Genomic DNA, 13,775 nt, shown 5'->3' on the forward strand with positions numbered 1-13,775 from the left:
CTCATTCCTTTCGATTGGTCCGGCCGGTGAGCAGGCGGACGGCTTCGTCCGCGACCTCGACATCGGCGAGAACTTCGTAGTGACGTGGTTGTAACGACTGGATTGAGGTGAAGTCGGGCCGACCGCCCTGCAGCGCGAACATGAGCAGGCCGAGCAGGGCGCGCGCCGACAACAGCGCCGAACACCAGCCCGTAGCAGGCGAGCATGAGACGTGTGAAGCATCGGCTGGACCCAGTCGAGTAATCCGAAGATCCAGCCGAACAGTGCGCCCGTCAGCGCAGCCTCGCAGAGCGGTCCGGCCGTAGTTCAATCGGCCGACGACCTGCTCGACCAGCTCGATGTCGCGTCCGAGGATGGCCGATTTGTCGACCGTGAAATGCTGGTCGGAGAGATAGTCGACAGCGCTTTCAGTGTCGGCGTAGTTGTCGAACGTTGCTATTACCTGGCGGGCAGGTTGGTTCCGACGTATCGCGGAGGTCTCACGACCGGGCCCTCACATCACGCCCCCTGGGCGCCGATGATTCGGTGTTCGCCGAGCCGGCGCGTACCAGTTCGGCATCCTGCCGGTCGGTCAACCGCTTGAACTCACGGACGGCTCAGTCTTCGTCCGCCTGTGGGCGTCGACAGAACGGGAGACGGTGGCGTCAACACCCGGGGCGCAAATGCCTGCCGGAACCCGCTCGAGGCGGCCGGTGCGCACAATCCGGGCATCAGCCACTACTCCGGTGCTTCCACGAGTAGAACTTCCGATTCGAAGGATCTTCGCAGCGGTATGACAAGGTCCCAGCAAGTCGAAAGGAGGAAGCCAATTACGCCACACAGTATAGTCACGAGAGCACCGGGAGTCACAGCTCCATGCCCCCTGTAGCGAGGAACAGCGGCCACCTGCGCGAGGACTCGACCGACGAGGCATCGTCGTCCCGCTCATCGGATTCCTCGTCGCCGGCGATCGTCCGGGCACCGAAGGTGACTTCGGAGCCCGAGATATCCTGCCGCGGAGGTCATATCGTTCGATCGCAACGCCTCACGCATCGCCTCCGGGTAGCCGGTCTCCGCGTCAGCCATACCGCCTCAGGGCACTGCCTCGGCGACCATGTCCAGGAAGATCCTCTGGCCGATCGGATCCAGACCTGAGGTCGGCTCGTCCAGAATCAGCAGCTTCAGCCAGCCAGGGATCCACAGAGCCAGGGGTGATACGGCCGCCCGTGGTGTAAGTCGGGCTATTGAAGTTCTGCCACGCCACGCCACGCCACGGCTCAGCACTGCCGGCAGCGCACTGATCAGCAGAATGCCTCGACTCCGTGGTCACGTATAGCAACCGTCTCTGCGCACCCGGTGCTGAAGTGGACCCAGGAAGTTCGCCCCTCCTGGACGCGTAGTCTCTACGGTAGTCCGAGTATGCGGCGATCGAGTGGCACTGGGCGCTCGCTCAGGTGCTGGCGCGAACAGGAGTCGATCCGGACGACGTCTTCGTCTTCGTGGATTCGTGGATGAAGGGCACTCGGCCGGTCTTGCTACGGACGGCCGCCGACCCGGCAACCGGGCTGAGGTCCGGTGATCTGGGGTCGCGCCGACGACGGCACACCGTTGTTCCGGCGGGTCTCGTCGATTGATTCGTCCGAGCGACACGCTTTGCCGCCGCATCGACACTGATCGGTGTGCCGACATCTACCCTTTGCCTGTGGCGAGCACCCCTCCAGAGCTGCACACCCACCAGGATGTCGGCGCGTCCTGCGGTCCAGGCACGCAGCCCGTCGACGATCCGCCGCCTCGGCATATGACCGCGGCGGAGTTTCGGGAACACGGCCGCGCGGTGGTGGATTGGGTGGCCGACTACTGGGAGCGAGTGGAGTCGCTGCCGGTGTTGTCGACGGTGCCGCCCGGTGCGGTGCGTGCGCAACTGCCGTCGTCGCCACCGGAATCGGGCGAGCCGTTTTCCGACCTGCTCGACGACATGGATCGCGTCATCGTGCCCGGCCTGACCCATTGGCAGCATCCCGGTTTCTTCGCCTATTACCCGACGGGTGCGTCAGGTCCGGCGGCGCTGGCCGATCTGTTGGCCTCCGGCTTGGGCGTGCAGGGAATGCTCTGGCAGACCAGCCCGGCCTGTACCGAGTTGGAACAGCATGTCCTCGACTGGCTCGCCGGGCTGCTCGGCCTGCCCGAACGCTTCACCTTCGCCGGCACCGGCGGCGGTGTCGTTCAGGACAGCGCCTCTACCGCGATGCTGGTCACGATGCTCGCGGCGTTGAACCGGGCCTCCGACGGGCAGGTGGCACGCGACGGTATCGACCGTGGCCGCTACGTCGTCTACACCTCCACCGAGGCCAACTGCGGCTTCGAAAAGACCGCGCGCATCACCGGTATCGGCTCCTCGGCGGTGCGCTTCATCGAGACCCGCGCCGACCTGTCGATGGACCCGCGGGCACTTCGTGCCGCGATGGAAGACGACGTGCGAGCGGGGTTCACTCCCGTGCTGGTGATGGCGACGGTGGGTACTACCTCTACCGGTGCGATCGATCCGGTGGAGCTCATCGGCCCGGTCTGTCGCGAGTACGGCGCCTGGCTGCATGTGGACGCGGCGTATGCGGGCGTCGCCGCGATCTGCCCGGAGCTGCGGTGGATCCATGCCGGCGTGGCCGAGTTCGCCGATTCGTATGCGACCAATCCGCACAAATGGCTGCTCACGGCCTTGGACTTCGACGCCTGTTACGTCGCTGATCGCGGCGCTCTGACCGGGGCGCTGTCGGTACTGCCGGAATACCTGCGCAACGGTGCCAGCGAATCGGGTGCGGTAGTGGACTACCGGGATTGGCAGGTGCCGCTGGGGCGTAGGTTCCGAGCGTTGAAGCTGTGGGCGGTGATCCGCTGGTACGGCGCGGCCGGGTTGCGGGAGCATATTCGGCACAGTGTGGCACTGGCCCAGCGGTTCGCCTCCTGGGTCGGAGTGGATGAGCGCTTCGAAGTGCTGGCTCCCCATCCGCTGTCGCTGGTCTGTTTCCGGTTGCGCGGCGACGATTCGGCGAATCGTGAACTGCTCGATGCGGTCAACTCGTCCGGGCGAGTTCTGCTGTCGCATACCAAGGTTCGTGGCGCATTCGCACTCCGGCTGGCCATCGGCGGCACTGCCACCCGCAGCGAGCACGTCGCCGCCGCCTGGGCGCTGCTGAGCGAGCAAGCAGGCATCGCACGGCACTGACGCGCCAACCGTCCAGCACCGTCACAGCACTTCGGTACAGCGGCGCTGGACACTAGGGGGCGAGTGCCGCCGAAGCGCCCTTCGGCGGCACTCGCCCATATCTTGAATAGTCAGTCGACGGTGAATGTGCCGATGAGCTGTGCTTCGGTGACGCCGGGGCAGGACTGCGCGGTGCTCACGGTGTTGTCATCGGAGGCGCTATGTCCCGCGTAGGTACCCGACACGATCACGATCGGGAACAAGGCCGGACCCGAGCCCTTGGATTTGCTCTGATTGCCCGCGGCTGCGCTGCTGATCGTGCTGGTGCTGCCATCAGACCAGGTGATTGTCCCGGTGCCCTGGTGGACGCCGACTTTCCCATCACAGGCGGCGACTTCGAAGCCCTGCTCGACCATGCTTACCGGGTACGGCTTCCCTTCGTCGACGGCAGAACCCATACAGTCGGTGAATTGGGTGGTAGCCGTCCACTCGACCTTCGACGGTATCGCGCCCAACCCCGATCCGGCCCACTGCACGGTGCCCTGCTCGGCGCAGGTGATCATGGGGGCCGCGGTCGCGCCACCGGGCGGCGCTGCGTCGCCCGGAGCGGCGAACGGGACCACCCCGAGCGACGCGCTTGCGAGAACAACAGCTCCGGCCAGACGATATCGAGAAAACATGCGTCTCCTTGGTCGTTCCTGCTTGTCTGATGTCCGATCCAGACATTAACCGGCTACCGACCGCGGATCCGGTTCCCACGCACTGCGGCGTTGCGGAGACGCCCTGTGCACCGCGCGTACGCAATCGACCGCCGGACAGGCGAGACGCGCAATCCGGTGCCACCCGCATACGGCACGAGTAGCAGAGGCGAGCAACACCGGCTGTACCTCTCTCCGCGCTCGGCCGAGCGTGGCCGATCTGCGCGTTCTCGCTGTGCGTCGGCGGGACGTGGACAGCAGGTCGTCGTCGTTGCGTCGGCCTTCTCGATGCATCCGCTCTTCAACTCCGGGCCGCGGGCGTGCTTGGCACCGATTGCGGGGACATAACCCGCGCCGCCAGCACATACCAGCGCCACGGTGGGCGGGGACGGTGCATGAGACGCCGCAGCAGACCCGCCACCGCCGCGTCACCGCCCTCCCCCCGGCAAACCCACAGCGACCGCACCGGGGACCAGCATCATCGCCGCGCTGGCCGGCAACCGCATCGACCCGATCCCGACCTCCCCGCCTACCGCGCCCAGCACGAAGAACGGAAGTGACACTCCAGCAACCCACCCCAGGAACCGCCACGGTCCGCCACGCCTGCTCACCCCACCACCGTAAGCACAGTTGTCCGGAAGGGATCTTGGCCAAGTCCGGACAACAGCGATCGAAGCGATGACCGCCGCGCAATCCACGCCTCCCGCGGTGGGATCGACCTTGGTCCGGCCGCACGGGGACCAAGGACTCTGCTAGCCGGATCGCCCGGGCAGGCATGGTGATCACGGGCCGCGGCATCCGCCCGGCCGCGGCCCCGCTTCACCGACTCGAAGGAATCACCATGAGCGACATCACATCCGGCCGGCCTTACCACGCCAAACCGGGAGAAAGCCTCGCCGATCCGTACAACATCCCCGGCATCGTGTTGTTCATCGTCGGAGTACTCGGCCTGGCATCCACCCTCACCATAGCCGGAGAAGGACTGACCGGCTGGGTCGTTTTCGGCGCCATAGCCACCGTGCTGTGCTTCGTCTCGAGCGTCGCGGTGTTCTGGCTCGAGCATGAGCGCCTACGACGTCGCTCGCCGAGTGGGTCGCAGCCGCAGGCCTCGGTGCGCGCATCGCTCGAATGAAGATCAATTCGCTGCGAGGGTCGGCACGCCCCGGTTTCTTCGTCGACGCTCGGTACTTCTCGGGACCATCGGCCCTGTCGGGCACGAAGCTCGGTCTGCTGAGCTGAATGCGCGAACACCTGACTCGAGGACACGACATGCGATGGACCGTTCCCCTGTTGGCCGCGGGTGCGGCAGCGTTGGGCCTGCGGCATCGGTTGTTGCGCTGGGGCGCTACCCCGGCAGAGGCGGCGGCCGAGTACCCCGGTGACACGCTCGTACCCGCTCCGACAGCTTGCTCCACCATGGCAACGACCTTCCAGGCGCCTCGGGACGAGGTCTGGCGCTGGCTCGTCCAAATGGGCGCCGACCGTGCCGGCTGGTACAGCTGGGATCGTCTGGACAACGGCGGTCGACCGAGTTCGATGCGGATCGAACCGGAGTGGCAGGAACTGCGCGAGGGCGACCGGGTCGACGCGACGGTCGGCGGACGCGCCTACTTCACGGTGGCGATCGCGGATCGCCCCACGACGTTGGTGCTGCGCAGCGACCTGGCGTTGCCCGGCGGCCGCCCGTTCGACCCAAGCGGGCCGCTCCCCCGGATGTTCACCCAGGGAGTTTGGGGCTTCCACCTGACCGAGTTGCCCGGCGGACGCACTCGCCTGGTAGTGCGCACCCTCGGGCGTGATGCGCCTCGGCCGATCATGGCGGTGGCCGATTTCCTGTTCGGTCAGCCCGCCCACTTGATCATGCAAACTCGGCAGTTCGCCAACCTGCGCCGTCGCCTCCGCGTCCAGAAACGCAGCGCCGATCCATCGAATTCCGAAGGGCCACAGTCATGAATACGATGCAGGTCCGGTGGAGGGCTGCAGCGGCGGCGGGTGTCGTCGGGGCGCGTACCGAGGATCGGCGCGGCGGTGGCACAGTGGAGCGGGGGTGGGCCCGGTGAGGAGGAACAGAGGATGAGCGGACGTACGCCCAGCCAGTGGGAGGAGATCACTGCCGCTGACCCTGCGCATTCGACGTGGTACGTGGAGCGGTTCCGGACAATGGCGGATGAGGGCAGGGATATCGTCGGCGAGGCGCGTATGGTCGACGCGATGCTCGACCGTGGGGGGCGGGTCCTGGATGCGGGGTGCGGGCCGGGACGTGTGGGTGGCTACTTGCATCGAGCTGGTCACGCGGTGGTCGGGGTCGACGTCGATCCGGTGTTGATCGCCGCGGCGGAGCAGGACCATCCCGGTCCGACCTGGGTAGTCGGTGATCTCGCCGAGTTGGACTTACCGCGCCGTGGGATCGCCGCCGACTTCGATGTCATCGTGTGCGCGGGGAACGTGATGACATTTCTGGCGCCGTCCACCCGGGAGGCGGTGCTGGCCGGGTTCGCCCGCCATCTCGCGCCGACCGGTCGGGTGGTTGTGGGCTTCGGTGCCGATCGCGGTTACGAGTTCGCGCAGTTCCTGGCCGACACCGAGGAAGCCGGGCTCACAATGGATTTGCGGCTTTCGACGTGGGATCTACGCCCATTCACCGACGAGTCCGACTTTCTGGTGGCGGTGTTCTCGCGCGCAAGCTAAGCCCGCGCACCTCAAGGGCAGGGGAACCGGGCGACCGACACGATCGGCGCGCTGCGCCTGACTATCTGTGCCCACCCTGCGGGTTCGATCTCTACCGCGTCGCGCTCGGCGCTGATCCGCTTATCGCGCCGCGTGCGGCGTGTGTTCGTCGCGAATGTACGTGAACGGCTTCCCGTCGCAGGTCATCACTCGGGAACGCCGGATTCGGAGTGTACTGCTGATACCGAGGGTGCTGACCGCCGCTCGGGTCAAGAGCGCGCCGGTTCGATGTCGAGCGCGCGTTGAAGTTAGCTTGCCCACCAGTGCAGCCGAGCGGTCGAGTCTTGTGCTGCGGCGCCGGTAGCGCTTGCCGACGAACCGCTCGCTCGAGCGAGCGCCGAGTGAACCCACCCGGCTGCTCGAAGCCGTCCTCATACTCGGCGAGATTCCGTCCTTGACGGCGCCGGTACCCCGGCTGCGACCCCGCACGTGGATGTCAGTGGTCGGACCGCACGGGAATGTCGGTCGCTCGCGACTCCGGGGTCCTGGAGCATGGCGCGACCGGCGGCGACCAAGTTCCGCGCGACGGGGATGGATCCGGGCTGTTTCGTTGACGACCACGATCCTACGAATCTGTCGAGTGGACAGCGGCGGTAGCCGGTGCCGTAAGAAGGTGGATTTATCGCTCGGCAACCCGGCGGGCGGACCACCCCGCATGACCGAACGCAATCAGCCCTTCGACGACAGCGATCCGCCTTCTGGGGAGACGACCGCCCGCGTATCGAACAGTTCGCAGGCGGCGCGGGTGAGATTCGATTCGGCTTCCAACACGGCTGTGTCGCTGTCGACGGTGTACCGAATCGCGGCGGCGGCCTCACCGAGCAACCAGGTGCTGCTGACTCAGTTCGAGTGCGGGGAATTCTTGTGCGGGTGCCGGATGGAATCGCCACCCTTTGTGTCGTGCAGCCGGCCGAACCGGCTGGCGAGCAGATGCGCCATGCTCGCGGCCGCGCCCCGGCACGCGTCATCGATCGTCGCGGCGTTGTGGGTCACCGCGACCGGCTGCTGACCGGTCGGACGAGCCTGCAGCACGCATCGCTTGTCATCCGGTCCGCCTTTGCCCGCGTTCTGGTCACTCAGGTGGGCTTCCACGCTGGTGATCTGGTCGCTGAAGCGCTCGAGCGTCGACGCAATCTCCTCCTCGACGTGCCGGATCAGCTTTTCGCCGCTGTCGATGTTGCTGTCGGTGTTGACCTGAATCTGCATGTGCGTATCCATTCCGATAGGTGGCAACTGTTCCTCGGACGGAAGCGGATGATGTTCGTCGTCGACTCCGCCGCCGTAGCTTGCATCGTCTATACCCGTTACTCACCGTAATCCCCGATGATCATCGAACTGAGCGCTCCGGGTCGCCCAACTCTCGGCGAAAGCGATGCCCGGAGTTCCAAGGCACCTATGAGGGCATGGGCGCAGACTGGGTCCGCAGGCAACGCTGCGCGTGGACACCCGGCCAGGGAACTCCTGCCGGTCAAGACTCGTCGCTTCCAGAGGCGGCTGAGCGCGACGAGCCGTCGGTCTCGCTCGGGTCGCGATGGCTGACGTCGCCTTCGCCCGCGCTGCATCGTCGCCCGCACCGCCGAGTGGTGGGTGATTCGGTCGAGGTGTTCGTCGCCCAACGGCACTCGTGGATGGTCATCACCACCGTTAGAGTGAACGTCGAAATTGGTCGATACCAACATCTTCCGCGCGGTGGTGGTGTCGAATTGCCCTTGATCGACGGTGTTGGTGGATGGCCGATGTAACTAGTGCCGATGTAACTGGTAAGGAGTGCCCGCGTGCGACGTGGAATCGATTCCGCTGTCTTCCCGCACCTGGCGGCGGACCTCGACCGCGTCCGTGCCGTTCTCGGACCCGTGCGGTTCGAGGGCAGGCCAGAGTTGACCGCACTCACCGACGAAGGGCCCGACACTTCCCGCCGCATGGTCCGTCCCACCTTGACGTTGCTGTCGTATTATCTGCTCACCGATCCCGCGACCCCAGCCGACGACCGGGCGGTGCGCGCCGCCGCCGCCGTGGAGTTGCTGCATCTGGGCTCGCTGTATCACGATGACGTCATCGATCACGCCTACCAGCGCCGCGGCCGTGCCAGCGCCAACGCGGTGTGGGGACCGCACCTGGCCGTACTGGCCGGAGACTCCGTGACGATCGAGGGCGGGCGCGTACTGATCGAACTCGGCCGGCGCGAAGGGCTCGCGGGATCGACCGCGAGTGCGCAGATGTGCGCGGGCATGGTGCTCGAGGCCGCCGACCAGTACGTGGCCTCCCGCAGCGAGCAGTCCTACCTGGAGTCGATCGACGGCAAAACGGCGGCGCTGCTGTCGCTGGCCTGCCGAGTGGGCGCGATGCAAGCCGGTCGCTCCGAGGATCAGGAAGAGGCGTTGGCGGTGTTCGGTCGCCAGTTCGGGATGGCCTACCAGTTGTATGACGACATTTCCGATTTGACCTCGACCGCCGAAGAAATGGGCAAGCCTGTCAACGCGGATCTGCCCGAGGGCGTCTACACACTTCCCGTGATCCGCGCCGCTGCCCGCGACCGGGACCTTGCCCGTCTGCTGCGCAGCAGAATGACCGGTGAGCAAGCCACACATGCCCGCAAACTCGTCCTCGCCTCCGGCGCCGTGGACGAGGCCTTGGCGCAAGCCGAGGAATTCATGGACCAGGCTGCCGGTCAGCTCGCCGCCCTCCCCGTCGACCCGCGCACCCGCCACGCGATGACCGCCTACGCCCGGTCCATACTTGATCGGCGAACTCCTGGTTCCACGGTCTCCCGGCCCTCAACGCAGCCACTCCAGACCCACAGTGAGGTGGTCTCCGCGCAGGCCGCGTCATGGTTGCGGAGCTGGCTGGTGGACACCGGCCTGGCCCTCACACCGACCGAGGCCGACTATTACCGGTGGACCGGAGGGCTCCGGATCCCCACACACACCTGGCTCCCAGCAGCGGACTCAGCCCGTGAACAGACCTTCGCCGGTATGTTCACGCTGGCCCTTGTGTGGGACGACCTGTTCGAGGATCCGCAGCTGACCAATCCCGAAGCCGTCACCGCGTTGCGGCGCGGCCTGGTGGCCATGCTGCGCCAGGACCCGCAGGCGCCGTCGATGCCTGGCGCGATCCCGGCGGCGTGGGCGAGTTTGTGGCCGCGCCTGCGCGAGGGCCGCGGCACCCGCTGGCAGCAGCGATTCCTCGACAACCTCGAGGAGTGGTTCGAAGCCTGCGAACGCGAAGCGCACCGTCGCATCAACGGCGACATCCCCGCCACAGCCGACTACCTGCCGCTGCGGAAGTCGACCAGCGGGTTCGAGACCGCAATCGCCTGCCTGGAGGTCTACCAGGACCGTGAGGTGCCGTCGATGCTGCGCAACCATCCCGTGATCCGCCGTCTCGAAGAACTGCTGTTCTTTGTGGTCTTCGTGGAGAACGACCTGGCGGGGCTGGATCGGGACGAGGCAGGCCGAGTCCCCTACAACCTGGTCCGCGCAGTCCGTCACGAGACCGGCTGCACCCGCCGCGAAGCCGTCGAGCAGGTGCAGCGCCAGCTGGCCGAGCAACGCGCCCAACTCGAGGCGGTGATCCGCTACATCCCCGCGCTGCTCCGAGCGCTTCCCGGTCTGTCCGGTCGGGGGAAGGACTATGCCGAGATGTACGCGAACATAACGAGCGGGGGGCTCTGGGTAAATCAGACCGATCGGTACACGCAAATCTCCGATTCCGCGGCACCGGACCTGGAACGCTTGCGCCGTGAAATCTACTCTCGGGCCGCCGAACCAGCTCAGACCGCGTCGCAACCCCCCGCAACCGGTCCGTGATGCCAGGTCCGAGCAGGCCGATCCGGCAGGTATCACGACTCGTTCGATCTGCGGTGGCTCGGCTCGCAGGTAGCTGTAGACGGTTTCGCGGCTGATGCCGAACTCGGCGGCGAGCGGATTTTCGCCCCCCTGCCGCAGCCCGCCCACACGGTTGCTGCACATCTTCGAGGAACATGTTCGAGAAATCCGGCGCTGAGCCGGACCGCATATAGCCGCGCACTATGTGCGGTAGCTCGAAAGCAACGTGGGCATATGCACCCGGCGGGTGGTACCGACTCGCGAAACTATCTGCGGTGGCGGCTTGCCGCCAGATCCGGCGGACGTGGGCCTCACGGGCCGATCTTCCGCCGGACCGCGCCGGCTGCCGGTTCGGTCAGCGCGACCAGCGGCATTACGAGGCGTCGGGTGCTTGGAGGCCCCGGGTCTGGCGGCGGTCCGGACCGGCGGACGGGCGACTCAGGCAGGGGCGCCGAGCGGCGGGTGCTCGAGCACGCGGGGCTTGTACTCGACCAGCTGGATGCGGCCGTCGAAGGTGCGATGCTCGATCATCTCGAGGGCAACGTCCGGATAGCCGTCGTAGATGCGTTCCGCGCCCGTGGCACCGGTGATGACCGGGAACATCACGACCCGGAATCGGTCGACGAGTCCGGCTCTCAGCAGGGACCGGCACAGGCTCAGGCTGCCGATCGTGCTGAGCAGTCCCGAGCCGCTCGACTTCATGGCGCGGACCGCCTCGACGGCGTCGTCGCGGACGAGCGTTGAGTTGGCCCACCTCAGTGGCTCCTCGAGTGAGGAGGAGAACACCACCTTGGACGCTCGCGTGAGCTCGTCGACGGACGCCTCTTCCTCGGGCCTGAATTCATCTTGGCCACTCGGGACCTCGCCGGCGGCGAAGCCCGACATCAGGCGGTAGGTGTTCGCTCCCATCAGGTGGGTGGACTCGGGCTGCTCGCCGAGCCATGCGAGGTACTCAGGGCCCTCGAGGCCCCAGAACCCGGGCCATCCTTCTCCTGATGCGTAGCCGTCGAGGGAAGTGATGAAGTCGACGAGAAGCTCCGACATAGCGGTGTCCTTTCCTAGGGTGTCACGAGCTTTGACCGATCGGGAGCCGCGAACTCATCGGCCGTGCTGTGGGGTGCTGGTAAGGATCGCTGACATGGGGTTCCGAGCGCGGACCAGCCGAGGGTAAATAGTCCCACCAACCACGATCGTTCTCCTGCATACGCGTGCGGAATAGGTGAGCATAGTGTGCTGTCCGACTCGAAAGCTGTTGCCATAATGCGCAATTGGCGAACCTGCCCTGGAGCGTGACTGTAGCCCTCTTCCGATGTGCCTGTCAGGGGTCGGCGGGCGGAAGGGTGGGAGAAGTGAATCGCGGCTGGCATTCGCAAGAGGTTCATCCTCAACAGGTGTACGACGCGCTCAATGCGCTGCCAGGGCTCCCATCTGGCTAGAGGAGCGTGCTCGCGGGCATGCTGATGGAGCGGGGGCATACCACCGCGCGGGCGCGTGGAAGGTCCGCGCCCTCGGGCAGGGCTGGGACTCCGGATTGGCAGGTCTGGCTACCGACTTCGGCGTGTCGATCGACGACGACGCCGACTCGGAAGCCGAACCGAAGGAAGCACCCAGCCGACCACAGGCGAGGAGATCAGAAGAAGCGAGTGCGATGGGGTCGGGGCGCTCCTCGGGCTACGAACCCGGTGTGATGGACCGGCGCCAGCGGTCGAGGTATGTGTCGGCGATGGGTTGCTGATCGGGAAAGCGATGTGCCAGTAGCAGAGTCCAGACACAGCCCTCCAATGACCTCGCGGCGCAATATGGGTGCAGCTCTCCCAGGACCGGTTTCCACTGCTGGTAACGGTGCAGCACCGTGGCATAGTCCCATTTCGCCGGGCCGGCGCAGGTGTCCTCGAAGTCGTTCCAGAGCAGCCCGTTCACCGTCGCGAGGACATTGGCGGCATGTGCGTCGCCGTGCAATGGCTGGGCAGTCTCGCGGTCGGCCATCAAGATCGGCGCCAATCGCCGGAACTCCGCCCGGAACGCGACAATGAGATGCGCCGGAACGATTTCCAAGCGCTCGAGGGTGTCGATCATGGTGGGTATCTCATCCAGCACGACGCCCATATACGGAAGGTCACCGGGATAGCCGCGCAGCACGCGATGCAACTCGGCAAGAGAATCGGTCAATTCCGCGACACCCGGAACATACTCCGGGTCGTGTTCGACGTACTGCCAGCAAGTCAGCCACATTCCCTCGTGATGATGCGGCCCGGGCGGCAGCTCGTCGCTGGGTGGCACGACGGCTCCGCCATGGTCGGCGAGGTAACGGACAACCGCGACTTCGCGTCGCAACCAGGACGGAAGGTTCGGGCGCAACAAGGTGGTGGTGGTGACTCGCGCGACGAACGGAGCGGGTCGCAGATGAATCACCACGTTGCTCACGTCCTTGAGAACCTCGGGTGCGGTGACCGTGACACCGTGCCGCCGAGCGACCGCCACGGCAGCGGCAACCGCCCGCCGGCGGATCTCCTGCCTCGACTCACCGGCTCGGATCACGGCTTGCGCTGCCCGGCTGTCTTCAGTCGGGCCTCACGCTCGCGGTGTTCCTCGGCGACTTCGCGGGCGGCGGCTTCGGCGGCGGGATCCACCGGCTCACTCGACCAAGGCAACACCGTCTCCCCCATCGCCTGCACGAACCGCTCACCCAACCCCGTCAACGATCCGGAGTCCCGCAACTGACCGATCGCCTCAGCGGTCATCATCCGCCAGCGAGCGAACTGCCTCTCCGCCTCCACCCGGTCGGCACCGTCGACCAGCGTCCGCCGCACCCGCCAATAATCGGTCACCCCGATATGCGCATAAGCACCCTGCAGCAGCCCCTCGATCGGACGCGGATGCACGAAACACAATGGGTGGTAACGCGGTTCGGTGTCGGAAAGGTCGTACAGCTCGAACATGTCGAGTATCGCGCCCATTTTGACATGCTGGAACTCATGAACCAACAGTTCGGCGAGTGACGCGCCGTCCAGTCGCGCAGGAGCCAGGCCCACCGCGCCGAAGGCCAGACGGGTCGACGCACTTCGCGAGAGCTTGCCATCGGACTGCAGTGGCAGCACCGTACGCAATCCCGCGCGCAGGCCGGGAGCGTAGCGGGGCAAACAGGTGTCGATGATGTCGATGGCCGCGGTGAAAGCACGCTGCCAGCTTTCGGCCTCCGCCGCGCTGAGCTGATCGACCGGGTAAATTTCACTCCCCTGGTACGGCACCGCACGGTAGGGGTCGGTGTCCTCCAGCACCACCGAAATCCCCTCCGCCGTCAAACAACGCAACGGCCGCACCAAATCCAAGCCCGCCACCGAACCCGCA

The 13,775-nt window shown here is 66.2% G+C and carries 10 protein-coding genes and 1 pseudogene; 5 read left to right on the forward strand and 6 right to left on the reverse strand.

Translation table 11 applies throughout. From position 1 onward, the window contains the following. Position 1 precedes the first annotated feature (1 nt). Positions 2 to 469, reverse strand: a pseudogene (locus tag ABZ803_RS13280) (general stress protein). A 1,212-nt stretch (positions 470 to 1,681) separates the two neighbouring features. Here ABZ803_RS13280 and ABZ803_RS13285 point away from each other — a divergent pair. Beyond that, on the forward strand, positions 1,682 to 3,199 hold the full coding sequence (locus tag ABZ803_RS13285) for an aminotransferase class V-fold PLP-dependent enzyme (protein ID WP_357036506.1): 1,518 nt from the start codon (positions 1,682 to 1,684) through the stop codon (positions 3,197 to 3,199). 110 nt (positions 3,200 to 3,309) lie between these two features. On the opposite strand, the gene ABZ803_RS13290 is transcribed toward ABZ803_RS13285, so the two are convergent. After that, on the reverse strand, positions 3,310 to 3,858 hold the full coding sequence (locus ABZ803_RS13290; protein ID WP_357036509.1) for a hypothetical protein: 549 nt from the start codon (positions 3,856 to 3,858) through the stop codon (positions 3,310 to 3,312). An 859-nt stretch (positions 3,859 to 4,717) separates the two neighbouring features. Between ABZ803_RS13290 and ABZ803_RS13295 the strand changes: the two genes are divergently transcribed. The 3 genes from ABZ803_RS13295 to ABZ803_RS13305 all read left to right on the forward strand — a co-directional run bounded on the left by ABZ803_RS13295 (position 4,718) and on the right by ABZ803_RS13305 (position 6,564). Further along, positions 4,718 to 5,008, forward strand: coding sequence for a hypothetical protein (locus tag ABZ803_RS13295; protein ID WP_357036512.1), 291 nt, complete (start codon positions 4,718 to 4,720; stop codon positions 5,006 to 5,008). A 137-nt stretch (positions 5,009 to 5,145) separates the two neighbouring features. After that, the gene (locus tag ABZ803_RS13300) at positions 5,146 to 5,829 is read left to right on the forward strand and encodes a hypothetical protein (RefSeq protein WP_357036515.1); all 684 of its coding nucleotides are present in this window, start codon (positions 5,146 to 5,148) and stop codon (positions 5,827 to 5,829) included. A 120-nt stretch (positions 5,830 to 5,949) separates the two neighbouring features. Further along, the gene (locus ABZ803_RS13305) at positions 5,950 to 6,564 is read left to right on the forward strand and encodes a class I SAM-dependent methyltransferase (RefSeq protein WP_357036518.1); all 615 of its coding nucleotides are present in this window, start codon (positions 5,950 to 5,952) and stop codon (positions 6,562 to 6,564) included. Between the two features lie 879 nt (positions 6,565 to 7,443). Here ABZ803_RS13305 and ABZ803_RS13310 read toward each other — a convergent pair. Further along, a complete protein-coding gene (locus tag ABZ803_RS13310; RefSeq protein ID WP_357036521.1) occupies positions 7,444 to 7,809 on the reverse strand; it encodes an HPF/RaiA family ribosome-associated protein in 366 nt (121 codons plus the stop codon). 569 nt (positions 7,810 to 8,378) lie between these two features. Between ABZ803_RS13310 and ABZ803_RS13315 the strand changes: the two genes are divergently transcribed. Continuing rightward, complete coding sequence (locus tag ABZ803_RS13315; protein ID WP_357036524.1) at positions 8,379 to 10,409, forward strand: polyprenyl synthetase family protein; 2,031 nt, start codon at positions 8,379 to 8,381, stop codon at positions 10,407 to 10,409. A gap of 456 nt (positions 10,410 to 10,865) precedes the next feature. Here the strand turns inward: ABZ803_RS13315 and ABZ803_RS13320 are convergent, their stop codons facing one another. From ABZ803_RS13320 to ABZ803_RS13330, 3 genes are all read right to left on the reverse strand, one after another. After that, positions 10,866 to 11,471 (reverse strand): dihydrofolate reductase family protein, encoded by a 606-nt coding sequence (locus ABZ803_RS13320; RefSeq protein ID WP_357036527.1) that lies wholly within the window; start codon positions 11,469 to 11,471, stop codon positions 10,866 to 10,868. A gap of 627 nt (positions 11,472 to 12,098) precedes the next feature. Then, the gene (locus ABZ803_RS13325; RefSeq protein ID WP_357036530.1) at positions 12,099 to 12,851 is read right to left on the reverse strand and encodes a phosphotransferase; all 753 of its coding nucleotides are present in this window, start codon (positions 12,849 to 12,851) and stop codon (positions 12,099 to 12,101) included. A 110-nt stretch (positions 12,852 to 12,961) separates the two neighbouring features. After that, positions 12,962 to 13,775: HEXXH motif-containing putative peptide modification protein (locus ABZ803_RS13330; RefSeq protein ID WP_357036533.1), on the reverse strand; the 814-nt coding region annotated here is incomplete at its 5' end.

Source organism: Nocardia sp. NPDC047648 (genome assembly GCF_040642815.1).
GTDB classification, from domain to species: domain Bacteria; phylum Actinomycetota; class Actinomycetes; order Mycobacteriales; family Mycobacteriaceae; genus Nocardia; species Nocardia gamkensis.

What these genes read in the sequence shown, in the direction of transcription:
- ABZ803_RS13290 (WP_357036509.1), bottom strand. Translation starts at nt 3,858, where the DNA reads ATGTTTTCTCGATATCGTCTGGCCGGAGCTGTTGTTCTCGCAAGCGCG.
- ABZ803_RS13295 (WP_357036512.1), top strand. Translation starts at nt 4,718, where the DNA reads ATGAGCGACATCACATCCGGCCGGCCTTACCACGCCAAACCGGGAGAA.
- ABZ803_RS13300 (WP_357036515.1), top strand. Translation starts at nt 5,146, where the DNA reads ATGCGATGGACCGTTCCCCTGTTGGCCGCGGGTGCGGCAGCGTTGGGC.
- ABZ803_RS13305 (WP_357036518.1), top strand. Translation starts at nt 5,950, where the DNA reads ATGAGCGGACGTACGCCCAGCCAGTGGGAGGAGATCACTGCCGCTGAC.
- ABZ803_RS13310 (WP_357036521.1), bottom strand. Translation starts at nt 7,809, where the DNA reads ATGCAGATTCAGGTCAACACCGACAGCAACATCGACAGCGGCGAAAAG.
- ABZ803_RS13320 (WP_357036527.1), bottom strand. Translation starts at nt 11,471, where the DNA reads ATGTCGGAGCTTCTCGTCGACTTCATCACTTCCCTCGACGGCTACGCA.